22 protein-coding genes are annotated in these 19,994 nt (G+C 70.6%); 9 read left to right on the top strand and 13 right to left on the bottom strand.

The genetic code is table 11. From position 1 onward, the window contains the following. Positions 1-27 precede the first annotated feature (27 nt). The 3 genes from yedA to FHW73_RS16315 are packed head-to-tail and all read left to right on the top strand — an operon-like array spanning position 28 to position 2,578. A complete protein-coding gene (gene yedA, locus FHW73_RS16305; RefSeq protein ID WP_183427817.1) occupies positions 28-951 on the top strand; it encodes a drug/metabolite exporter YedA in 924 nt (307 codons plus the stop codon). Continuing rightward, positions 948-1,859, top strand: coding sequence for an EamA family transporter RarD (gene rarD / locus FHW73_RS16310; RefSeq protein ID WP_183427818.1), 912 nt, complete (start codon positions 948-950; stop codon positions 1,857-1,859). The genes yedA and rarD overlap by 4 nt, the downstream gene beginning before the upstream one ends. A 59-nt stretch (positions 1,860-1,918) precedes the next feature. Beyond that, positions 1,919-2,578 (top strand): NTP transferase domain-containing protein, encoded by a 660-nt coding sequence (locus FHW73_RS16315; RefSeq protein WP_183427819.1) that lies wholly within the window; start codon positions 1,919-1,921, stop codon positions 2,576-2,578. A 25-nt stretch (positions 2,579-2,603) separates the two neighbouring features. Here the strand turns inward: FHW73_RS16315 and FHW73_RS16320 are convergent, their stop codons facing one another. The 5 genes from FHW73_RS16320 to FHW73_RS16340 all read right to left on the bottom strand — a co-directional run bounded on the left by FHW73_RS16320 (position 2,604) and on the right by FHW73_RS16340 (position 7,636). Beyond that, positions 2,604-2,909, bottom strand: a complete 306-nt coding sequence (locus FHW73_RS16320; RefSeq protein ID WP_183427820.1) for a hypothetical protein — start codon at positions 2,907-2,909, stop codon at positions 2,604-2,606. After that, positions 2,906-4,234 carry an ABC transporter permease gene (locus FHW73_RS16325; protein WP_183427821.1) on the bottom strand — a complete coding sequence of 443 codons (1,329 nt, stop codon included), beginning with the start codon at positions 4,232-4,234 and terminating at the stop codon, positions 2,906-2,908. The genes FHW73_RS16320 and FHW73_RS16325 overlap by 4 nt, the downstream gene beginning before the upstream one ends. 10 nt (positions 4,235-4,244) lie before the next feature. Next, positions 4,245-5,411: an ABC transporter permease gene (locus tag FHW73_RS16330; RefSeq protein WP_183427822.1), complete on the bottom strand. Its 1,167-nt coding sequence runs from the start codon at positions 5,409-5,411 to the stop codon at positions 4,245-4,247. 206 nt (positions 5,412-5,617) lie between these two features. Beyond that, on the bottom strand, positions 5,618-6,313 hold the full coding sequence (locus tag FHW73_RS16335) for an ABC transporter ATP-binding protein (RefSeq protein WP_183427823.1): 696 nt from the start codon (positions 6,311-6,313) through the stop codon (positions 5,618-5,620). A gap of 93 nt (positions 6,314-6,406) precedes the next feature. After that, positions 6,407-7,636 carry an efflux RND transporter periplasmic adaptor subunit gene (locus tag FHW73_RS16340; protein WP_183427824.1) on the bottom strand — a complete coding sequence of 410 codons (1,230 nt, stop codon included), beginning with the start codon at positions 7,634-7,636 and terminating at the stop codon, positions 6,407-6,409. Positions 7,637-7,864: 228 nt separating this feature from the next. On the opposite strand from FHW73_RS16340, the gene FHW73_RS16345 reads away from it, so the two are divergent. The 5 genes from FHW73_RS16345 to FHW73_RS16365 all read left to right on the top strand — a co-directional run bounded on the left by FHW73_RS16345 (position 7,865) and on the right by FHW73_RS16365 (position 11,975). Further along, a complete protein-coding gene (locus FHW73_RS16345) occupies positions 7,865-8,806 on the top strand; it encodes an ABC transporter ATP-binding protein (protein ID WP_255493064.1) in 942 nt (313 codons plus the stop codon). Continuing rightward, positions 8,803-9,585 (top strand): ABC transporter permease, encoded by a 783-nt coding sequence (locus tag FHW73_RS16350; protein WP_183427825.1) that lies wholly within the window; start codon positions 8,803-8,805, stop codon positions 9,583-9,585. Before FHW73_RS16345 ends, FHW73_RS16350 begins: the two co-directional genes overlap by 4 nt. Positions 9,586-9,661: 76 nt before the next feature. Beyond that, positions 9,662-10,849 carry a sensor histidine kinase gene (locus tag FHW73_RS16355; protein ID WP_183427879.1) on the top strand — a complete coding sequence of 396 codons (1,188 nt, stop codon included), beginning with the start codon at positions 9,662-9,664 and terminating at the stop codon, positions 10,847-10,849. A gap of 18 nt (positions 10,850-10,867) precedes the next feature. Further along, positions 10,868-11,488, top strand: coding sequence for a response regulator transcription factor (locus FHW73_RS16360; protein ID WP_183427880.1), 621 nt, complete (start codon positions 10,868-10,870; stop codon positions 11,486-11,488). An 88-nt stretch (positions 11,489-11,576) separates the two neighbouring features. Beyond that, the gene (locus FHW73_RS16365) at positions 11,577-11,975 is read left to right on the top strand and encodes a hypothetical protein (protein WP_183427826.1); all 399 of its coding nucleotides are present in this window, start codon (positions 11,577-11,579) and stop codon (positions 11,973-11,975) included. A gap of 40 nt (positions 11,976-12,015) precedes the next feature. Here FHW73_RS16365 and FHW73_RS16370 read toward each other — a convergent pair whose 3' ends face one another. The 7 genes from FHW73_RS16370 to FHW73_RS16400 are packed head-to-tail and all read right to left on the bottom strand — an operon-like array spanning position 12,016 to position 18,203. After that, positions 12,016-13,377 (bottom strand): leucyl aminopeptidase family protein, encoded by a 1,362-nt coding sequence (locus FHW73_RS16370; RefSeq protein WP_183427827.1) that lies wholly within the window; start codon positions 13,375-13,377, stop codon positions 12,016-12,018. A 12-nt stretch (positions 13,378-13,389) separates the two neighbouring features. After that, a complete protein-coding gene (locus FHW73_RS16375; RefSeq protein ID WP_183427828.1) occupies positions 13,390-14,103 on the bottom strand; it encodes an HAD-IA family hydrolase in 714 nt (237 codons plus the stop codon). A gap of 22 nt (positions 14,104-14,125) precedes the next feature. After that, on the bottom strand, positions 14,126-15,247 hold the full coding sequence (locus tag FHW73_RS16380) for an AI-2E family transporter (RefSeq protein ID WP_183427829.1): 1,122 nt from the start codon (positions 15,245-15,247) through the stop codon (positions 14,126-14,128). A 28-nt stretch (positions 15,248-15,275) separates the two neighbouring features. Beyond that, on the bottom strand, positions 15,276-15,836 hold the full coding sequence (locus FHW73_RS16385; protein WP_183427830.1) for a protein sip-5: 561 nt from the start codon (positions 15,834-15,836) through the stop codon (positions 15,276-15,278). Further along, positions 15,833-16,354 carry a phage holin family protein gene (locus FHW73_RS16390; RefSeq protein WP_255493066.1) on the bottom strand — a complete coding sequence of 174 codons (522 nt, stop codon included), beginning with the start codon at positions 16,352-16,354 and terminating at the stop codon, positions 15,833-15,835. Before FHW73_RS16390 ends, FHW73_RS16385 begins: the two co-directional genes overlap by 4 nt. 12 nt (positions 16,355-16,366) lie before the next feature. Next, on the bottom strand, positions 16,367-16,723 hold the full coding sequence (locus tag FHW73_RS16395; RefSeq protein ID WP_183427831.1) for a hypothetical protein: 357 nt from the start codon (positions 16,721-16,723) through the stop codon (positions 16,367-16,369). Between the two features lie 55 nt (positions 16,724-16,778). Then, entirely contained in the window at positions 16,779-18,203 is a 1,425-nt protein-coding gene (locus tag FHW73_RS16400) for a Do family serine endopeptidase (RefSeq protein ID WP_183427832.1), read from the bottom strand. Positions 18,204-18,506: 303 nt separating this feature from the next. Between FHW73_RS16400 and FHW73_RS16405 the strand changes: the two genes are divergently transcribed. Beyond that, on the top strand, positions 18,507-19,139 hold the full coding sequence (locus tag FHW73_RS16405) for a hypothetical protein (protein ID WP_183427833.1): 633 nt from the start codon (positions 18,507-18,509) through the stop codon (positions 19,137-19,139). A gap of 100 nt (positions 19,140-19,239) precedes the next feature. On the opposite strand, the gene FHW73_RS16410 is transcribed toward FHW73_RS16405, so the two are convergent. Beyond that, on the bottom strand, positions 19,240-19,950 hold the full coding sequence (locus tag FHW73_RS16410; protein ID WP_183427834.1) for a response regulator transcription factor: 711 nt from the start codon (positions 19,948-19,950) through the stop codon (positions 19,240-19,242). Positions 19,951-19,994 lie beyond the last annotated feature (44 nt).

The following is a 19,994-nucleotide window of genomic DNA, read 5'->3' on the forward strand; positions in this document are numbered from 1 at the left end:
TCTTCCCCCTTTCTCGGAACTGCCCCCATGAGCAACGCGTCCAGTGCGCGTCCGGCGTCGGTATTGGCCATCGGCCTGGCGTTGACGGCCGTCTATCTGGTCTGGGGCTCGACCTATCTGGCGATCCGCTTCGCGCTCGAAGGTGGCTATCCGCCGCTGCTGATGGCCGGTACGCGCTTCATCGCCGCCGGTGCGCTGATGTACGCGGTGCTGCGCCTGCGCGGTGTGCCGGCGCCCACGCGCGCCCAGTGGCCGAACGTGATCGTGATGGGCGTGCTGCTGCTGGGCCTGGGCAATGGCATGGTCTGCATCGCCGAGCAGAGCGTGTCGTCGGGACTGGCTGCGGTCGCGGTGGCGTCGGTGCCGATTTGGGTGGCGCTGTTCTCGGTCATGCGCGGCGAGCGGCCCGGCCCGATCGAATGGGCGGGCCTGGCGATCGGTTTCGTCGGCGTGCTGTGGCTCAACGCCGGCAGTTCGCTGACCTCGACGCCCGCCGGGCTGATCGCGCTGCTGATCGCGCCGCTGGCCTGGGCCTTCGGCTCGGTCTGGAGCCGCGGCCGTGACCTGCCGTCGCCGTTCATGGCCGCGGCCGCGCAGATGCTCGCCGGCGGCGTGCTGATCCTTGCCACGGGCCTGTTGCTGGGTGAACGGCTGGACGTGCCGCCGACGCCCAAGGGCCACCTCGCGCTCGCCTACCTGGCGTCGTTCGGCTCGATCGTCGGCTTCACCGCCTACGTGTGGCTGCTGCACAACGTGCGCCCGACGCTGGCCAGCAGCTACGCCTACGTCAATCCAGCGATCGCCGTGGTGCTCGGCGCCTGGCTGGCCGCCGAGCGGTTCACTGCGCACGATCTGGGCGCGATGGCGGTGATCCTGGCGGCGGTGGTGGCGATCACGCTGGGCCGCGCGCGCAAGGCGCCCGCGCCGGTCGCAGCTGGAGACGAGGCATGAACGACGCGGTGCAGGCCCGTCGCGGCACCTGGATCGCCGCCGCGGCCTTCGTGATCTGGGGGCTGATGCCGATGTACTGGCATCTGCTGCGCGAGGTGCCGTCGCTGCAGATCGTGCTGCACCGGGCGATCTGGTGCGCGATCCTCGTGGCCGCGTGGCTGACGCTGCGCCATGGACGCGGTTGGCTGCGCGAGACCATCGCCCAGCCGCGCCTGGCCGGCATGCTGGCGCTGTCGGGTGTGTTGATCGCCGGCAACTGGAGCCTGTACGTGTGGGCGGTCAACAGCGGCCACGTGGTCGAGGCAAGCCTGGGCTACTTCATCAACCCGTTGCTCAACGTGGTCATCGGCGTGCTGTTCCTGCGCGAGCGGCTGTCGCGTCCGCAGTGGATCGCTGTGGTGCTGGCGGCCTGCGGTGTGCTGTGGCTGACCTTCAACTACGGCAGCTTTCCGTGGATCGCGCTATGCCTGGCCGGCTCGTTCGCGCTGTACGGCCTGATCCGCAAGTTCGCGGCAGTCGAGGCGGTCAAGGGCCTGGGGGTGGAGAACCTGTTCGTGTTCGGGCCGGCGCTGCTCGCGCTGGCCTGGCTGGAACTGCGCGGCGGTGGCGGCTTCTTCTCGTTGCGCTGGGGCGGCGTCACCGACGTGCTGCTGGTGATGGGCGGCGCGCTGACCGCGATCCCGCTGATCTGCTTCGCCTATGCCGTGCGGCGCGTGCCGCTGACGGTGGTCGGGCTGATGCAGTACATCGGCCCGACGCTGCAGCTGCTGCTGGGCGTGTTCTTCTTCGGCGAGCCGTTCGGCGCTGACCGCGCTGCCGGCTTCGCCTTCATCTGGGCGGGATTGGCGGTGTTCGCGGTCGACGGTTACCTGCAGGCGCGTCGGCGCATTGTTGCGCAGCAGGCCTGACTGCGCGGGCCCTGGCTTGCGTCCGGCGTCCGAGGCGCGACCTCTGGCACAGTGACGCGATGTCCTGTTCCGATACGACTGCAGTCACGGGCCCTGCCGCCGTTCCGCGCAAACCGGCCGGCCATGCCGCCGTCGTGCTCGCCGCCGGCGGTAGCACGCGGCTGGGCTTTCCCAAGCAACTGCTGTGTCGTGCGGGCGAGCCGCTGGTCGCCCGTGCGGTGCGGCTCGCGGCAGGCACCGCGCCCGACCGGTTGGTGGTGATGCTGGGCGGGCATCGCGACGCGGTCGCCGCCGCCCTGACGTCCGCCCCCGGCGAGCGCTGCGATGTGCCCGCTTGGCACACGGGGCTTGCCGCGAGCCTGGCCGCGGCGGCGCGTGCGCTGCAGGGGCATGCCGGGCCGGTGCTGGTGGTTGCTGTCGATCAGCCGGCGCTCGAGGCGACGCATCTGCGTGCGCTGCTCGACGGCGCGGCGACGGCGCCGTCGCGCTGCGCGGCGACACTGCACGGCGATCGTCCGGGCATTCCGGCGGTGCTGTCGCCGGCGTTGTTCGCGCAGGTGGAAGCGCTGCGCGGCGATCGGGGCTTTGGCGGGTTGCTTGCGGCGCTGCCACAGGCCGCGCTGTTCCGGCTGGAGGCGCCGGCGTTGCAGCGCGATCTCGACACGCCTGAGGCTGTCCGGCAGGCGCAGGCCGACGGCCTGCTGGACCGCGACCGCTGAGTGCGCCCCGTCGCGCGATGCCGTACTAGCGCGTCGCCACCAGCCAGGCGACGACGGCGCTGCCGACGATCGCCACCGCGATCGCGGCCTGACGCCAGCGCGCCGCGCGTCGCCGGTAGCGCGCGATGCGTTCGGCGTTGAGCGCATTGGCACGCTCGATCCATGGCGCGGTCTCGCGCTCGGCGCGGGCATAGATGGCCTCGGCGCGGTCAGGGGCGGCCTCGGCCTGCAGCGCTGCGTCCTCATAACGCTCGAACGCGCGGGCCTGCAGCGCCTGGATCTCGCGCAGCAGGTCCGCATTCGACAGCGTAGTCGGGTCGCTGCCGCTCATCCGGCGCGCAGCGCGGTGGTCACCGGCAGTTGCGCCGCGCGTACTGCCGGGAACAGGCCGCCGACGAAGCCGATCGCCAACGCCCACTTCAGCCCGCCCCACAACAGCGCAGGCGTGACCCGGAACTCGAAGGTCATCTGACCGACGCCGCCGGCAAGCGTCGAGGCACCGTAGCCGTCGAACAGCAGCCAGGCGATCGCGCCGCCGAGCAGTCCGCCCAGCAAGGCCAGCAACATCGTTTCGAGCATGACCGCGACCACGACCGGCAGGCCGCGGAAGCCGATCGCGCGCAGCGTCGCGATCTCGCGCGCGCGCGCCGCGACCGTGGCGAACATCGTGTTGAGCGCGCCGAACACCGCGCCGACCGCCATGATCGAGCCCACCACGATGCCGATGACGCGCAGCACCTTGGACATGCCCTCCGACTGCTTGGCGAAGTAGTCCAGCGTGGTACTGACCTCGACCTGGGTGCGCGGATCGGCATCGAGGCCGGCCTTGAAGGCGTTGAAGGCACCCGGATCGGTCAACCGCGCAGTGATCGATGCACGCGTCGAACCGCGGCGGTAGGTGGTGGCGACGACCTCGGCATCGGCCCAGATCTCCGAGTCGGTCGCATCGCCCGCCTCGAACGCACCGACCACCTGCCAGGTGTCGCTGCCCAGTCGGACCGACTGCCCCGGATCGAGCCCGGCGAACTGCTTGCGTGCGCCCTTGCCGACCACCAGCTCGCGCTTGCCGGTCTCGAACATCCGGCCCTCGACGATCCGCAGCTTCGGCCGTACCTGGAAGGCCATGTCGCCGACGCCACGGAACTGCACGCTGCCGTCCTCGTCCGGCGCGCCACCGCGGAGCGGCAGCGTCGCGGCGACGACCAGCTCGGGCGAGGCCAGCGGCCGACCGTCGGCGCTGCGGGCGATCTGCGGCGCTTGCACGACCGTGCTGATCGTCGCGCGGTCGAGGGTGGACATCACCTCGGCGACCGAGCCGCCGCGCAGCACGATCGCATTGGTGGCATCGCCGGTGCCGCCGACGGTCTGCCGGTAGCCCTCGGCCATCGACAGCAGGGCGACCAGGACGGCGACCACGCCGGCGATCCCGATCACCACGACTGACGAGGCGCCCAGTCGCTGGCCGAGCGTGCTGATGCCGACCTGGCTGACCGACGCCGCCTGGCGCCCGCCGTGGCTGAGCATCATCCACAGCGCAACCGCGAGCGCGGCGGCGAGCAGCACATACCACGGCGCCAGGATCCAGACGACAAGCGCGACGACCAGGGCCGCGACCAGACCGGCGTTCTGCAACAGGGTTTTGAGCAACGGATGCATGGCGGTCTCCTCAGCGGCCCGCGAGGGCATCGACGATGTTCAGGCGCATCGCGCGCAGCGCCGGCAGCGCGCCGACGACCAGGCCGATCGCGGCCATCAGGCCCAGCCCCAGAAGCCAGCTGCGCCATTCGATCCCCGGCAGGCGGATCATGTCGCCGGCCACGAGGTTGAGCACCGCGCTGGCCGCCGCCGCCAGGCCCAGGCCGAGCACGCCGCCAAAGACCACCAGCACCATCGATTCGGCCAGCACCAGCATCAGCACACTGGGGCTGGAAAAGCCGATGGTCTTGAGCACCGCCAGTTCCGAGGTGCGTTCGCGCACCGCCTGCGCCATCGTGTTGCCGGTCAGCAGCAACAGGGTGAAGAACACCGCGCCCATGATCGCGCTGACGATCATGCCGATGTCGGCCATCTGCTTGAGCTGCGAGGCGATCGCCGCGCCTTCGGTCATCGTGCGGGTTTCGTGGGGCGAGTTGGCCGACAGCGCATCGATCGCCTTGGCCGCGCGATCGGCGCGGCGCACGTCCGATACCCGGCTGACATACCAGCCCACCTCGTTGTCCACGTACGGCGTGGACTCGGCGTAGTAGTCGTAGTGCATCAGCAGCATCTGGTCGTTGAATCCGCCCTGCTTGCCGCCGCGATTGCGCAGCACGCCGACGATGTCGAACGACCAGTTCATCGAGCCGTCGCTGTTGGGGAAGATCGACGATTGCAGCGGGATGCGGTCGCCGACCTTCCAGTCGAAGCGTTGCATCAGCTTCTCGCCGACCAGGATGCCGGTGCGCGTGTTCGCGAACGCATCGCGCTCGGCCTGTGCGACCTCGATCTCGGGGTACAGGTCGAGGTAGTTGGGTGCGACCGCGAAGCTGAAGATCTGGTTGCGCGGCCCCTGGTAGGTACCGCCGAACCAACTGGCGTAGGTGACCGCCTCGATGTTGTCGACCAGTTCGATGCGCTTGCCCAGTGCCTTGGGCAGCGTCTCGATGAACGACAGCCGCGATGCGGTCTGCAGGCGCTGCGCGCCGTCGGCGTTCTTGCCCAGCTGCGCGAACGCCACCCGGATGCCGTCGAGCAGGCCGAACAGCAGGAAGGCGGCGACGATCGACGCCACGGTGAGCGCGGTGCGGGTCTTGCGGCGCATCAGCGCGGCCCAGACCAGATGCAGGTATTTCATGGGATGTCCTGCCGGTGGAGTTCAGGAATTCGGTATCGCAGCGAGTCGGCGCTTCTCCTTCCCCCGCACGCGGGGGAAGGCCGGGATGGGGGCGAGGCCTCGGATCGCGGAGAAGTGCGTGCCGCACAATGCGTGCGCGTGTTCTTCGTCGAATTGATCGTTGCCCCCACCCAACCCTCCCCCGCAGGCGGGGGAGGGCTTTCAGATCACGCCGCTGCCGCGTGTTCGTCGACCAGCGTGCCCTTGTCCAGATGCAGCGTGTGGCTGGCGTACTCGGCGGCCTTCGGGTCGTGGGTGACCATGACGATGGTCTTGCCGTGTTCGCGGTTGAGCGTCTGCAGCAGGCCCAGGATGTCCTCGGCCGATTGCCGGTCGAGATCGCCGGTGGGCTCGTCGCAGATCAGCAGCGTCGGGTCGGAGACGATCGCGCGCGCGATCGCCACGCGCTGTTGCTGGCCGCCCGACAGCTCGTTGGGCTTGTGCGAGGTGCGGTCCGACAGCCCGACCAGGGTCAATGCGATCTGCGCGTTGCGCTTGCGCTGCGCGCCCGAGAGTCTGGTCAGCAGCAGCGGCAGCTCGACGTTCTTCTGCGCGCTCAGTGCCGGCATCAGGTTGTAGAACTGGAACACGTAGCCGACGTTGCGGCTGCGCCAACTCGACAGTTGTCCGCCGCCCATGCGGTCGATGCGTTCGCCGTTGACGGCGATCTCGCCGCCGGTGGGCGTGTCGAGCCCGCCGATCAGATTCAGCAGCGTGGTCTTGCCCGAGCCCGAGGGGCCCATCAGCGCGACGAAATCGCCTTCGGCGATATCGAGATCGACGCCGTGCAGCACCTCGACCCGCTCGGGGCCGCGCTGGTAGGACTTGGTGAGATTGCGGATCGACACCAGTGCCATCGTCATTCCCCTTTCGTGATCTGGACCTGCGGTGCTGCGCAGTGGGCGCAGCGTGTTGTGACCGATCGCGCCATCCGCGCGAACGCGCGTTGCAGTGGATCAGCCCTTGACCCGGACGCGGCTGCCGTCGGCGAGTGCGTCGGGGGCATCGACCACCAGCACCTCGCCGGGCGTCACCCCGGATGCGATCTCGACATTGCCGCCGATGCGCTGGCCCGGTTCGACGGCGCGCTGGCGCACGACGTCGCCGTCGACCACGAACACCACCTGGGCACCGTCGCGCTCGGCCAGCACGGTCGCCGGCACACGCGACCGCCGCGGCCCATCGGCGTCCTGGGTCGGGCGCGCCTGTTCGAGGAAGCTCACCGTCGCGCCCATGTCCGGCACGATGCGCGCGTCCTTGGCGTCGAGCGCGATGCGTACCTTCACCGTCGCCTTGCCGCGGTCGGCGGTCGGCACGATCGCGATCACGCTGCCGGGGATCTTCCAGTCGGGATAGGCGTTGAGCGTGGTCTCGACCGGCATGCCCGGCGACACCCGGCCGATGTACGACTCGCCGACATCGACTTCGACCTCGAGCGAGTCCATGTCGACGATGGTGCCGATGCCGGTGCGGGTGAAGCCACCGCCGGCCGACAACGGCGAGACGATTTCGCCCGGCTGCGCGGCCTTGGCGATGACCACGCCGGCGAACGGTGCGCGGACCAGGGTGTCGTCGACGCCGATCGTGGAGATCCGCAACTGCTCGTCGGCGACGTTGGCGTTGCGGCGCGCGGTGGCCAGCTGCGCACGCAGGGCATCGCGCTGGGCGACCGCCTGTTCGTACTGCGCCTTGGACACCAGTTGCTGGCCGACCAGCGCCTGCAGACGCTCGGCATTGGCGGCGGCCTCGGTCAGCTGCGCCTGCACGCCGGCGACCTGGCTGCGCGCGGCCTCGAGCTGCGCGGCCGACAGATCGCGCCGGGCATCGGCGTCGATCGGATCGAGGGTGGCGAGGATCTCGTCGGCCTGCACGTGCTGGCCTTCCTCGATCCGCACTTCGCGCACGCGGCCGGTGATCTTGGCCGAGACGGTCGCCATCCGGCGGGCGACGACGTAGCCGCTGGCATCAAGCACCGAGCCGCCGGCGCTGCCCGGCGCGCTGGGCGCGGCCACCACCGTGGTCTCGACCTCGATCGCGCGCGGCGCCAGCAGCCAGGCTGCGAGCAGCAGGACGATCGCGACCACAGCGGCGATGCCCAGCCCGATCCACAGGCGGCGACGCGACGGCGGCGGCGGGGCGCTGCGGTCGATGCGGAGTTCCTTGAGCAGGTCTGCGTTCGTGTTCATCGAAGCCTGGACGGGAGAACTGCGGCCAGTGTGACCGCGGGGGACGAGGGTTTCCAATCTGCCGGCGGCCAAGGCCGGTGGGCGGGTGCGCCGCATCGGCACAGTCTGCCGCCGCCCATAGCCCGGGAGCACGTGACAGCTGTCAGGCGATCGTACTGACGTTTGCGCCTGCTGCCACGCGGGTCCAGCGCCAAGACTGGCGGCTCCCGGCCCGAAGGAGACGCGATGATGTCCATGCCTGCGATCGCCCACTCGCCCACACCCGCCGCCGCCGAGCCGCTCGCGCGTTTGCGCGGTGTCGTGCGCACCCGCGGGCGCGTCCGTGTGCTCGATGGCGTGGACCTGGCGGTGCCGCCCGGCCAGGTCACCGCGCTGCTCGGGGTCAACGGTGCGGGCAAGTCCACGACCCTCGACGTTCTGCTCGGCCTGCAACCTGCCGACCGGGGCGAGGCCCGGTTGTTCGGCCGCCCGCCCACCGACCCGGACGCACGATGGCGGATCGGCGTGATGCTGCAACAGGCGCAATTGCCGGAACGGCTGCAGGTCGGCGAACTGCTGGCACTGGTGCGCAGCTGGTATCCGGCGCCGCGCAGCCTGCCGGACTGCGTCGCCCTGGCCGGGCTCGAGGGGCTGCTGTCGCGGCGCTATGGTCGACTGTCGGGCGGGCAGCAACGCCGTGTGCAGTTCGCGCTCGCGCTGTGCGGCCGTCCGCAATTGCTGTTCCTCGACGAACCGACGACCGGTCTGGACTATGACGCTCGACGGCAGGTCTGGCAGGCGGTCCGCGCCCTGGTGGCCGGCGGGGCGGGCGTGTTGCTGACCACGCACGACATGGCCGAGGCCGAGGCGTTGGCCGATCGCGTCGTGGTACTGGCCGCCGGGTGTGTCTGTGTCACCGGCAGCGTCGATGCGGTGCGGGCGCGGGTCGCGCAACGGCACGTGGCCTGCGACAGCGCGCTGCCGGAAGGCGAGATCGCGACCTGGCCGGGTGTGGTATCGGTGGCCCGGACGGCAGGGCGTTTGGCGATCGTGACCGACGATGCCGACGCGGTGGTGCGCAGACTGCTGCAGGCCGATCCGCAGGCCGGCGGGCTCGAGGTCCGCCGCGCGGACCTGGCCGAGGCGCTGACGGCTGGACCTGGGCAGCCCCTGGCGGGAGCAGGCGCATGAGCGCGCAGACACGGATCGGCGCGTCGGCCGGGCGGGCCCGGGTCGTACGCGCAGTGGCGCAGACGGTGCGCTGCGAACTGCTGCGGCTGCTGCGCGAGCCGATGTACGTGCTGCCCACCTTGCTGTTTCCTGCCGCGTTCTACGCGATGTTCGGACTCGTGCTCGGCGGCAACCGGGGCAGTGCCGAGGCCGCCCGCTATCTGCTGGCGACGTACGGCGTGTTCGGTGCGATGGGCGCGGGCCTGTTCGGGTGTTCGGTGACGCTGGCGATCGACCGCGAGCGCGGGTTCTTCGCGTTGCAGCGTGCGCTGCCGGCCCCCGGCGGCGCCTGGCTGGTGGCGCGTGCCGCGATCGCGCTGCTGTTCTCGCTGGTCATCGTGCTGGAGCTGGCGGCGCTGGCGACGGCGTTCGGCGGTGTATCGCTGGCGCCGGCGCAATGGGCGCAACTGTGGACCGTCACCGTGCTCGGCGCGCTGCCGTTCTGCGCGATCGGCCTGCTGCTGGGCAGCGTCGCCAGCGCTAATGCCGCGCCGGCCTGGGCGAACGTGCTGTTCCTGCCGATGGCCTTCCTGTCGGGTCTGTGGCTGCCGCTGTCGATGCTGCCCGACGCGCTCGCGCAGCTGGCGCCGCTGTGGCCGGCCTATCACCACGGCCAGCTCGCGCTCGCGGTGCTGGGCGCAGATGCCGGGGGCGCCGCTGGCGGGCACGTCGCGGTGCTGGCGACGACGACGGTGGTCTGCGCGGGGCTTGCGCTGCGCCGGCTGGCGCGGGTGGGCTGAGCGCATGGACGCAGATCGCCTGCCGCCCGTGGGGCCGGTTACGCTGGCGGCCGTGAGCGCCCACACGCCAGACCCGATTCCGCTTCGTCCCATCGCCGGGCTGCGCCCGGCGCCCGATTCGGTGCTCGGGATGGCTCTGCGCCAGGGCCGGCCGGCATGGAGCGAAGGCATCCACGCGCTGTGGTCGGTCTGGGTGTTCGTGGTGCCGATGTTCTCGCAGCGCGGCTACGACCTGCGCTGGCTGTTGTTGACCCTGCTGTCGTATCCGATATTCCTGGCGCTGTTCGTCGGTGCGCTGGTCCTGCCACCGCGCCGCGCGCCCTGGTGCGCGGCGGCGATGATCGCGATGTGCTTAGGCCTGTTGCCTTGGTACGTCTCGGGCTTGAGTTACTTCGTGTTCGGCTGCGTCTTTCTCGGCACGCTGTCGCGTGGGTCGGTGTGGCGCTATGCCCTGGTGCTGGCGGCGCTCAACGCGGTGTTGCTGGTGTGGGCGCGCTGGCTCGGCTATCCGTGGACGGCACTGGCCTGGATGCCGCTCACCACCGGGGTGATCGGCATGCTGGTGCATGTCGACCGCCTGCGGCATGCGCAGGATGCGGCACTGCGGCTGTCGCACGACGAGGTCCGGCGCCTGGCCGCGGTTGCCGAGCGCGAGCGCATCGGGCGCGACCTGCACGACCTGCTCGGGCATACGCTGTCGATGGTCGCGCTGAAGGCCGATCTCGCGTCGCGGCTGGTCGACCGCGATCCCGATGGCGCCCGCCGCGAGATCGGCGAGGTCGGCGGCATCGCACGCGATGCGCTCGCGCAGGTGCGCCAGGCGGTCAGCGGCATCCGCGCCGCCGGGCTCGCCGCCGAGCTCGCATCGTCGCGCTTGCTGCTCGAGACCGATGGGATCGCGTTCGACTACGTGCTCGACGACCACGTCGCCGGCGCAGGCCTGCCGCCCGAGGTGGAAACGGCCTTGGCGATGACGCTGCGCGAGGCCGTCATGAATCTGCAGCGCCACGCCGGCGCGCGTACCGCGCAGGCGACGTTCTCGCGAGAAGGTGATGCGATCCGCCTGCAGGTGGTCGATGACGGCCGCGGCGGTGCGATCGTGCCGGGCAATGGCCTGTCGGGCATGCGCGAGCGCATCGAAGCGCTCGGCGGCCGTCTGCATGTCGAAGGCGGCGCCCAAGGCACCCGCGTCGATGCGCGCGTCCCGCTGCAGCCCGTCCCGGCATGGTCGCCTGGGACGCGCCTGCGCGCCGGGGCCTGCTAACGTCGCGCCATGCCGCGCATGCCCACCGCCGACGCGCCGTTGCGCATCCTCATCGCCGAGGACCAGGCGATGCTGCGCGGTGCGCTGGCCGCGCTGCTCGATCTGGAACCGGACCTGGCGGTCGTTGGTGCGGTGGGGGATGGCGAATCGGCGTGGCGCGCGCTGCAGCGCCTTGCCCCGGACGTGCTGGTGGCCGACATCGAGATGCCGGGCCTCACCGGCCTGGAGCTTGCGCAGCGCATCCAGCGCCATGGCTTGCCGGTGCGCGTGGTCATCGTCACCACGTTCGCGCGCTCGGGCTACCTCCGCCGCGCGCTCGATGCCGGCGTCGGCGGTTATCTGCTCAAGGATGCGCCGCCCGAGCAACTCGCCCAGGCCCTGCGCCGTGTCCACGACGGCGGCCGCGCGATCGATCCGCAACTCGCGCTCGAGGCCTGGAGCGAACCCGATCCGCTGAGTGAGCGCGAACGCCAGGCCCTGCGGCTTGCCGGTGAGGGTCTGGATGCGACCCAGATCGCGGCGCGGCTGCAGCTCTCCCATGGCACCGTGCGCAACTACCTGTCGGAGGCGATCGGCAAGCTCGGCGCCGGCAATCGCATCGAGGCCTATCGGCTCGCACGCCAGAAGGGCTGGCTGTAGCGCCAGCTCCATGCGGCTGTGCGCGGCGGCGGCGGGCTGCTAGCCTCGGTTGCCCGTGCCCCCCTGTGCACGCCTGCCGGAAGGCCCTGTGATCCGATCCTCGATGCCGCTGGGCGGCCGTGTCGTCGCCCTCATCGCATTGCTGTGGTACCTGTTCGGGCTGTTGCTGCTGATGCTGCGGTTGGCCACGCTGCCGGCGCAGACCGAGGTCGCCACGACCGCGCTCCCGATGTGGTTCGATCTCGTCTCCGGCCTGGCCGTGGTCGCCGGGACGTCCGGCTCGGTCGCGCTGTTGCTGGCCCGACGCTGGGCGGTGCCGATGCTGCTGGCGGCCTTCGTCGCGGTCGCCGTGTTGGTTGCTGCCGGCCTGGCGCTGCAACCCGCACTGTTTCCCACCGGGCCTGCGATGCCGGTGCTGCTGGTGCTGGTGGTCGGTTCGATCTGGCTGTTCGCCCGCTCGGCCGCACGGCGCGGCTGGCTGCGCTGACGACGCGACGTTGCCGCCGCGCCGTCGGCCCGGCGGTGCCTTAGCCGCAGCGCGCCTGCAGCATCGCCCAGGCCGCGCGCAGGCCCAGTGCCTCGCCGCCCTGCGGATGGCCCGGACGGCTGCTGTCGTTCCAGGCGTAGGTGTCCAGGTGCGCCCAGGGGAGGTCGCCGGGCACGAAGCGCTCCAGGTACAGCGCCGCGGTGACGCTGCCGGCCATGCGCGAGCCGGCGTTGGCGATGTCGGCGATGCCGCTGGTCAGATAGCGCAGGTACGGCCGCCACAGCGGCATGCGCCAGACCGGGTCGCGGGTGGCCTCGCCGCCGGCGATCCAGGCGGCGGCCAGCGCGTCGTCGTTGGCGAACAGCGCCGGCAGGTCGGGGCCCAGCGCGATGCGCGCCGCCCCGGTCAAGGTGGCGAAATCGAGCAGCGTGTCGGGCGACTGCTCGGCCGCATACGCGAGTGCGTCGCACAGCACCAGACGGCCCTCGGCATCGGTGTTGTCGATCTCCACGCTCAGGCCCTTGCGCGTGGCGATGACCTCACCCGGACGCAATGCATCGGGACCGATCGCGTTCTCGACCGCCGGCACCAGCAGCGTGATCCGCAGCGGCAACCGACGCGCCATGACCAGTTCGGCCAGTGCGATCGCGTGTGCCGCGCCGCCCATGTCCTTCTTCATGTTGCGCATGCCGTCGGCCGGCTTGATGTCCAGCCCGCCGGTGTCGAAGCACACGCCCTTGCCGACGATCGCCACATGCGGATGCGAGGCGTCACCCCACTGCAGGTGCAACAGGCGCGGTGCGCGGTGCGAGGCACGGCCCACGGCATGGATGGCCGGAAAGTTCCGTGCCAGCAAGGCGTCGCCGACGATGCTCTCGAACGTGGCGCCGTGGGCAGCGGCGATGTCGCCGACCACCGCTTCCATCTGTTCGGGCCCCATGTCTTCGGTCGGCGTGTTGACCAGGTCGCGCACGCGCGCGGTCGCGGCGATCAGGTCGACGATCGCCGGGTCCGGCTCGACCGCCAGGCGCGCCGGCTTGCGCGCGGTGGCCTTGTAGCGGGTGAAGCGATACGCGCCCAGGCCCCAGCCCAGCTGCAGCGCATCGGGGGCGTCGTGGCCGACCGGGTGCCAGTCACCTTCGGGCAGGCCGTAGACGGCATGCGCATAGCTGTCAGGGTCGTGCGCATCGCCGATGCCGATCACCGCGCCGGCCAGGCCGTCGTCGCCGGGCAGCAGGGTCAAGGCACCCGCGGCGCCGTCGAATGCCTGGGCATCGAGCCAATGGCCGATGGCGGCCGGCTGGCTGTCGCGCCAGGCGGCGTAGTGCTTGCGCGAGACGATGTGCAGTGGGCGGGCATCGCGCGCATCGGCGGCGAAGATGTCGGTGATGTTGTGGGTCATGAACGGGTCCGGTCAGGCGTCGTCGGCGGCGGTCGGCACGGTGTCGAGCCAGTCGGCGAGTGCGGTGAGGGTGTCGAATTGGAGATCGGGCGTCAGCTCGGGGTGCTCCCAGCGGCGGCCTTCGCGGTTGATCCAGCAACTGCGCAGCCCCGCGCGTGCGGCACCGGCGACGTCCATCTCGATGTGGTCGCCGACATGCAGCACGTCGCCGTGCGCGCAGCCCAGCCGCGTACAGGCGGCATGGAAGATGCTCGCTTCCGGCTTCGCCGCGCCGTGCTCGCGCGCGGCCAGCTTGAACTTGAACAGATGCGACAGGCCGATGTGTTCGATGTCGGCATTGCCGTTGGTCAGTGCCGCCATCGGCACGCGCGCGGCGATCCGTGCCAGCGCATCGAGGCTGTCGGGATAGAACTCGATGCGGTTGCGCTCGGCGTGGAACACCCGATAGGCCGCGTCGAGCAGGCCGACATCGCCGCCGCTGTCGCGCAGCGCGTGCTCGATCGTGAGCTGGCGCAGGGCCTCGACATCGTGCGCCAGGTGCGCGTTGTCGGCGAACACCTGCGCGCGCAACGCGCGCATGCGTTCGATCGGGTAGCGCTCGGCGGTCGCCGGGCTGTGTTCGCGCAGGAAGGCGTCGAGCGCCTGTTCGATGCGGGTGCCGATCGGTGCGAACGGCCACACGGTGTCGTCGAGATCGATGGTGATGGCGCGGATGGGAAATCGCATGCGGCCATTGTAGCGGGCGCGCTCAGGCGAGCAGCCGCGCCCAGCCCTCGAAGCCCTCCACGCGCCGGAGCACCAGCTTCACACATACCAGCAACGGCACCGCCAGCAGCAGGCCGACGATGCCCCACATCCAGCCGAACAACAGCAGTGCCAGCACCAGCATCAATGGCGACAACGCCATCCGCCGGCCCAGCACGATCGGAGTGACGAACTGGCCCTCAAGCGTATGCAAGGCCAGATAGATCGCCGCCGGAATCACCGGCGCCCAGGCCGGGGTCGGCCAGGTGCCCTCATAACTGACGAAGCCCATCAGCAGCATCAGCAGCACGCCGATCAGCGGACCGACATAGGGGGCGAAATTCAACAGCGCAACGACCGTTCCCCACAGCAGCGCATCCTGCAGGGGCAGCCCCATCCACAGCAGAATGCCGGCAAACAGCGCGCCCAGCAGCGTGTTGATGATCGAGATGGTCAGGACGTAGCGGGAGATCTCGCGCTCGATCGACTGCAGGATGTCGACCGTGAGCTTACGGCGCTGCCGGTCGGGCAGCAGAGCGATCGCATTGCGTTGCAGGTTCTCGCCATAGACCATGAAAAAGAAGGTCAGCAGCACCACTGCCAGTACCGAGGCCAGCATGCGCGGCGTGGCGACGAGCGTCCGCCACGAGCTGTCGTCCTGGATCCGCACCACCTGCACGCGACGCTGTGGGCGGTCCTCGGTCGCACGCGCGAAGGTTTCCGCCGCCCGGTTCGCCTGCTGCACCGGCTGGGTCATCTGCTTCAGGCGCGGCGCCAGCGCCCGCAGCTGTTTGGGCGCCTGCTGCACCCATTCGCTGGCCGGCCCGTAGAGCTGGGTGCCGAGCAGCCCGGTGGCAGTGAGCCCGGCGGTCAGCACCAGCAGGGCGCCGAGGAAACGTGGGATCCACAGCCGACGCAGGCCGCGCAGCACGGGATTGCCGACCAGCGCGAAGAACATCGCCAGCAGCACCGGCAGGATCACGCCTTGCGCGGCCCACAGCGTGGCGAGCACCACCAGCGTGGTCAGCACCACCAGCGCAGTCGATGCGCGTGGACGGGGAGCGACAGGCGTGGGCACCGGCGGCGGTGCATCCTCCGGCGGAGGCGGCGTGGTCGGGGTGCTCATCGAAGGAAAGGGCGCGTCGGGGACGCGCTCAGCGTCCGGATTCCGAGATTTCGGTGGCCGCCTCGGCAGGTCGGGGCTGGGCGTCGTAGGTGGGCTCGGGGCGACGGCGGTCGGCGCGAGGGGACGGGACCGATACGGTCACGGTGTCGTCTGCGCCGGTCGCGACATGGGCCGATGCGGCGGCAGGATCGACGGGTGGGGCCGTCGCAGCAGCGCCTGCGGTGGGCGATGCCGCCTCGGTGGCGGCGTCGGCTGCGGCGTCTTCGGAGGCGTCGGCGGCTTCGGCCGCCTGCTTGGCACTGACCGCGGCGATCGTCGCCTGGATCGACGACGCCAGGCCCGACAGCGCGCTGATCATCTGCAACGACTTCGGCCCGCCGATCTTGCCCAGCCGCCGCAGCGCCCGCTTGGGCTGCGAGACGCCCATCGCGAATCCGCCGATCAGGCCGGCAATCACGATCCGGGACGGCGTCCAGGCCTCGCGCCAGCTCGAACGCAACGCGGCGTGGCGGTCGAGGGTCTGCACCACGCGCCCATCGACCAGCGCCTCGGCACGTTCGACCCGTGTCTTGAGCCCTTCGAAGTTCATGGCGTCCTCGATTGCTGCGTTGGCCGCGGGGGCGGGGTGGCCTCGTCGTCCTCGTCTGGGGTGCTTTCGGAGAACAGTCCCAGCCGCGTCAACTGGCGCCGGGTCGCGTGCATGCCGGCATGATCGAAGAACACCGAGACCCGCCAGGCCGCCAGCGCGGTCACCAACAGGCTGATGGCCATCGCGATCGAGATCGAGGCCAGCCACGACAGGCCCCAGGATTGCAGCAACGCGATCGCGGCGCCCATGGCCAGCAGCCAGGCCGAGGCGCCGAACACCACGGAGACTGCCGACCATGCCAGGGCCCGCCCCAGTGCGCTGCGGGCCAGGGCGAAGTCGGCCGAGACCAGCTTGCGCAGGGCGCGCCCGGTATCGAGTCCCGAGCCCAGCGTCTCCTTGGCCGCCGCGCGGACGCGGCGGACGCTCTCATCCAGGTTCGGTACCTCGCCGGGCGCGCGGGTTGCGCTGCCGGCCGGTTGCCCCTCGCGCGGGTCTTCCCCGGTCACGCGCTCGGTCATGTCGATCCGCGATTACTTGGTACGGGCGAGCTTGGCGATGATCCAGCCCGCCGCGAACGCCGTGCCGAACGCGGCGATGGGACGCTCGCGGATCAGGTCGGCGGCACTGTCGATCAGATCGCGGCCCTTCTCCATGAGCAGGTCGGCCTGTTCCTTCGCTGCGGCGGTACCTTCCTCGACGGCGGCCAGCCCGGCAGAGGCCGAGCCGGCGAGATCGGCCTTGACGCTGGCCTTGCCGAGCTTGAGCTCCTCGCCCGCGACACCGGCCGCATTCTTGACGGCCGAGGTCGCGTCACGCGCAGCCTGCGCCAGGTGGTTACCGGCTTCGCCGAGATTGGACTTCACCGCTTCGGTCGAGGTGGGGCTCATGTTCGCTCACTCCTGTGTGGGACGTGCCGTGCGGATGCGCACGGCGCGGATGGGGTCAACGCATGATCACGTTGTAGATGCGTCCGCCGCGTGAAATGCGCATGGCCAGATCGGTCGGACGGTTGGCCAGCGAATCGCGGAATCCGGCGAGGTCGCGGAACTCGCCACTGTTGGCTGCCAGGATCAGGTCGCCTTCGCGCAGGCCATTTTCGAACGCCCGGCTGCCCGGTGCCACCTTTTCGATGCGCACACCGCCGATGCGGTTGTTCTGGCGACGGATCGCCTCGGGCAGGTCGGCCAGGGTCGCGCCGGCCAGGCGCGGATCGAAGCTTGCGCCGTCGCGGGGCAATGCGCGCAGGCGGGTGTCGATCTTCAGCGGCTTGCCGTCGCGCAGCACCTCCAGCGTGACCGGCGCATCGAGCGTCTGCAGGCCCTGGAAGTTGCGCAGGGCCTCGCTGTTGTCGATGCGCTGTCCGTTGGCGGCGATCACCACATCGCCCGTCCGTAGCCCGGCGTCGGCGGCCGGCGAGCCGCCGTAGACGCGCGTGACCACCGCGCCGCGCGGGGTCTCCAGGCCCAGGCCTTGCGCGATGCGCGCATCCACGGTCTGGGTGTCGACGCCGAGCGTGCCGCGCTGCACGCTGCCGGTGGTCGCCAGCTGGGTCATCACGTTGCGCGCCAGACCGATCGGGATCGCGAACCCCAAGCCGATGTTGCCGGCCATGCTGCCCTGGGTGTTGAAGCTGGCGGTGTTGATGCCGACCAGTTCGCCGCGCAGGTTGACCAGCGCGCCGCCCGAGTTGCCGGGATTGATCGACGCGTCGGTCTGGATGAAGTTCTGGAAGCCCACGCCCGGCACGTTGCTGCGCTCGACCGCCGAGACGATGCCTGAGGTCACGGTCTGGCCGAATCCGAATGGGTTGCCGACCGCGACCACGAAATCGCCGACCTGCAGATTGCTGTCCTGCGCCAGCGGGATCGCGGTCAGGCCCGAGGCCTTGACCCGCATCAGCGCCACGTCGGTGTCGACGTCCGAGCCGATGAACTCGGCCTCGAGCGTGCGCCCGTCCGACAGCGTCACCGAAACATCGTCGGCGCCTTCGATGACGTGGTGGTTGGTGAGCACGTAGCCCTGCGCGGCATCGACGATGACACCCGAGCCCAACGATTCGTTGATACGTTCCTGCGACAGCTCGGGGAACATCCGGCGGAAGAAGGGATCGTTGCCGAACGGGCTCACCCGCACGCGCTGCTTGGTGTGCACCGAGACCACCGAGGGCGTGACCTGGCGCAGCATCGGCGCCAGCGACGGCAGCGGCTGGCCATCGACGGCGGCGGGCAGGGCGACCATCGGCACCGCGGCGGTGCCAGGTGGCGTCGCCGCCGCAGGCTGCTGCAGCGCGTCGCGCATCGCAGTGGCGGCGAAGCCGCCGAATGCGGCGGCAAGGGTCAGGGCGAGAAGCGTGGTCTTGGCTCGCATGGCGGTGGCATCCCCTGTCGGCGTGGCCGTGGCGGAACGAATCGGGTCGGAGATCGAACGTAGTGGCTGCGGCGGCGTTGCTCAAGCGTCTGCAAGACCGGCGGCGGCCAGCGCCCGCGCAGTGTCGCTGCATTCGCTTGAATCGGTGTTGAAGTCCGCATTCATGCGTCCGCCGTTGCGCGCCACCCGATCAGGTCGGGCGCCCTGCCAGTGCGGCGACCAGGCATGGCCACCAAGGCCCGCCACCCATGGCGCGCCGCTACTCGACCGCAGCTGCGCGCGTTACATTGCCGAGTGCGGGCGATGGGCCCGTACGCACAGGACGGGGGCAGCAGCATGGGCAAGGACAAGGGGAAAGCCGCCGGACGCGCCGGCGACGTGGTCGCTGTCGTGCGCAAGCGGGTCCGCACGGCTGCCGCATCGGTCGAGACCGCCGCCCGGCAGGCCGAGGCGGCCGTGGCGGACGGCGCGCGCACGCTGGGCGATCGCGCCAGCCGCATCGTGGCCAAGGCCGCCGATGCGGTGAGTCGGCGCGTGGCCGCAGCGCGCGAGACGCTGGAGAGCGCGCAATCGGCCGCCGCGTCCGAAATCGCCGTGCTCAAGCGCAAGGGCGTCGGACGGACCGCGACCGAGCGTGCAGCTGCGAAGACGCGTTCGGTAGACGCCGCCAAGAAGACGGCTGCGCGTCCGGGCGCCAAGCCGGCAGCCAAGACCGCCGTTCGCAAGGTCGCCAAGAAGGCCGCCCGGCAGCTCACCGACGCCGGCAACGTCGTCAAGAAGGCGGCGAAGAAGACCGCCAAGACAGCGACCAAGAAGACCGCCAAAAAGGTGACCAAGAAGGCGACCAAGAAGACCGCCGGCGCGACGACGACCCAGGCAGCGCGTACCGGCACGGCGGCCAAGGCCCCGCGCAAGTCGGTCGCCAAGACGCGTTAGGCACTCGCGCGTCGGTTTTGCTGGACGCCCTGCGGCGCGGCGCAGGCCGCACCGAACGGGCTGCTCGACCGCCATGCCGTGACGGCATGGCGGCGATGGCTCAGGCGACCGCCTGGCTCAGATCCGCGATCCGGTAGCCGGCGCCGGTGATCGTGTGCAACAGCTGGACCGGCTGGTCGCGATCGATGATCTTGCGCAGGTTGTACAGGTGGCTGCGCAGGGTGTCGGAGTCGGGCAGGCTCAGCCCCCAGATCTCCTGTTCGATCTCCCGGCGGGTCACGACCCGTGGCGCTTCGCGCATCAGGATGGTCAGAATCTTCATCGCGATCGGCGCGAGATTGAGCTCGCGTCCGCCGCGCTGGACACGCAGCGAGACCGGGTCCAGCCGCAGGTCGCCGACCTCCAGCACCGCAGCGCCGACCTCGCGGCGATCGCGGCGGATCAGCGCTCGGATCCGGGCCTCGAGTTCCTTGATGTCGAACGGCTTGGTCAGGTAGTCGTCCGCGCCGGCCTCCAGGCCCTCGATCTTCTCCTCCAGCGAGTCGCGCGCGGTCAGCATCAGGATCGGGGTCGCATTGCGGCCGTCCGCACGCAGGCGGCGGCACACCTCGATGCCACCCAGGCGCGGCAGCATCAGGTCCAGCACGATGACGTCGAACGGATTTTCGGAGGCGATGTTGTAGGCGTCCAGGCCGTCGGCGGCATAGTCCACTTCGAACCCACGGCTTTCCAGATACTCGCCGACCGGCTCGGAAATATTGCGGTTGTCCTCGACCAGAAGGACGAGGCCTCCGGGGCTGTGATGCGCCATCCAACGAACTCCGACTGCAGTTAAGGTCCGCGAAGGTCGCATCA

The sequence above is a fragment of the Luteimonas sp. RC10 genome, from assembly GCF_014192745.1.
In the GTDB taxonomy this organism is placed as follows: Bacteria; Pseudomonadota; Gammaproteobacteria; order Xanthomonadales; family Xanthomonadaceae; genus Luteimonas.

Coding starts and splice junctions, on each gene's coding strand:
- yedA (WP_183427817.1), top strand. CDS start 28: ATGAGCAACGCGTCCAGTGCGCGTCCGGCGTCGGTATTGGCCATCGGC.
- rarD (WP_183427818.1), top strand. CDS start 948: ATGAACGACGCGGTGCAGGCCCGTCGCGGCACCTGGATCGCCGCCGCG.
- FHW73_RS16315 (WP_183427819.1), top strand. CDS start 1,919: ATGTCCTGTTCCGATACGACTGCAGTCACGGGCCCTGCCGCCGTTCCG.
- FHW73_RS16320 (WP_183427820.1), bottom strand. CDS start 2,909: ATGAGCGGCAGCGACCCGACTACGCTGTCGAATGCGGACCTGCTGCGC.
- FHW73_RS16325 (WP_183427821.1), bottom strand. CDS start 4,234: ATGCATCCGTTGCTCAAAACCCTGTTGCAGAACGCCGGTCTGGTCGCG.
- FHW73_RS16330 (WP_183427822.1), bottom strand. CDS start 5,411: ATGAAATACCTGCATCTGGTCTGGGCCGCGCTGATGCGCCGCAAGACC.
- FHW73_RS16335 (WP_183427823.1), bottom strand. CDS start 6,313: ATGACGATGGCACTGGTGTCGATCCGCAATCTCACCAAGTCCTACCAG.
- FHW73_RS16340 (WP_183427824.1), bottom strand. CDS start 7,636: ATGAACACGAACGCAGACCTGCTCAAGGAACTCCGCATCGACCGCAGC.
- FHW73_RS16345 (WP_255493064.1), top strand. CDS start 7,865: ATGTCCATGCCTGCGATCGCCCACTCGCCCACACCCGCCGCCGCCGAG.
- FHW73_RS16350 (WP_183427825.1), top strand. CDS start 8,803: ATGAGCGCGCAGACACGGATCGGCGCGTCGGCCGGGCGGGCCCGGGTC.
- FHW73_RS16360 (WP_183427880.1), top strand. CDS start 10,868: ATGCCCACCGCCGACGCGCCGTTGCGCATCCTCATCGCCGAGGACCAG.
- FHW73_RS16370 (WP_183427827.1), bottom strand. CDS start 13,377: ATGACCCACAACATCACCGACATCTTCGCCGCCGATGCGCGCGATGCC.
- FHW73_RS16375 (WP_183427828.1), bottom strand. CDS start 14,103: ATGCGATTTCCCATCCGCGCCATCACCATCGATCTCGACGACACCGTG.
- FHW73_RS16380 (WP_183427829.1), bottom strand. CDS start 15,247: ATGAGCACCCCGACCACGCCGCCTCCGCCGGAGGATGCACCGCCGCCG.
- FHW73_RS16385 (WP_183427830.1), bottom strand. CDS start 15,836: ATGAACTTCGAAGGGCTCAAGACACGGGTCGAACGTGCCGAGGCGCTG.
- FHW73_RS16390 (WP_255493066.1), bottom strand. CDS start 16,354: ATGACCGAGCGCGTGACCGGGGAAGACCCGCGCGAGGGGCAACCGGCC.
- FHW73_RS16395 (WP_183427831.1), bottom strand. CDS start 16,723: ATGAGCCCCACCTCGACCGAAGCGGTGAAGTCCAATCTCGGCGAAGCC.
- FHW73_RS16400 (WP_183427832.1), bottom strand. CDS start 18,203: ATGCGAGCCAAGACCACGCTTCTCGCCCTGACCCTTGCCGCCGCATTC.
- FHW73_RS16405 (WP_183427833.1), top strand. CDS start 18,507: ATGGGCCCGTACGCACAGGACGGGGGCAGCAGCATGGGCAAGGACAAG.
- FHW73_RS16410 (WP_183427834.1), bottom strand. CDS start 19,950: ATGGCGCATCACAGCCCCGGAGGCCTCGTCCTTCTGGTCGAGGACAAC.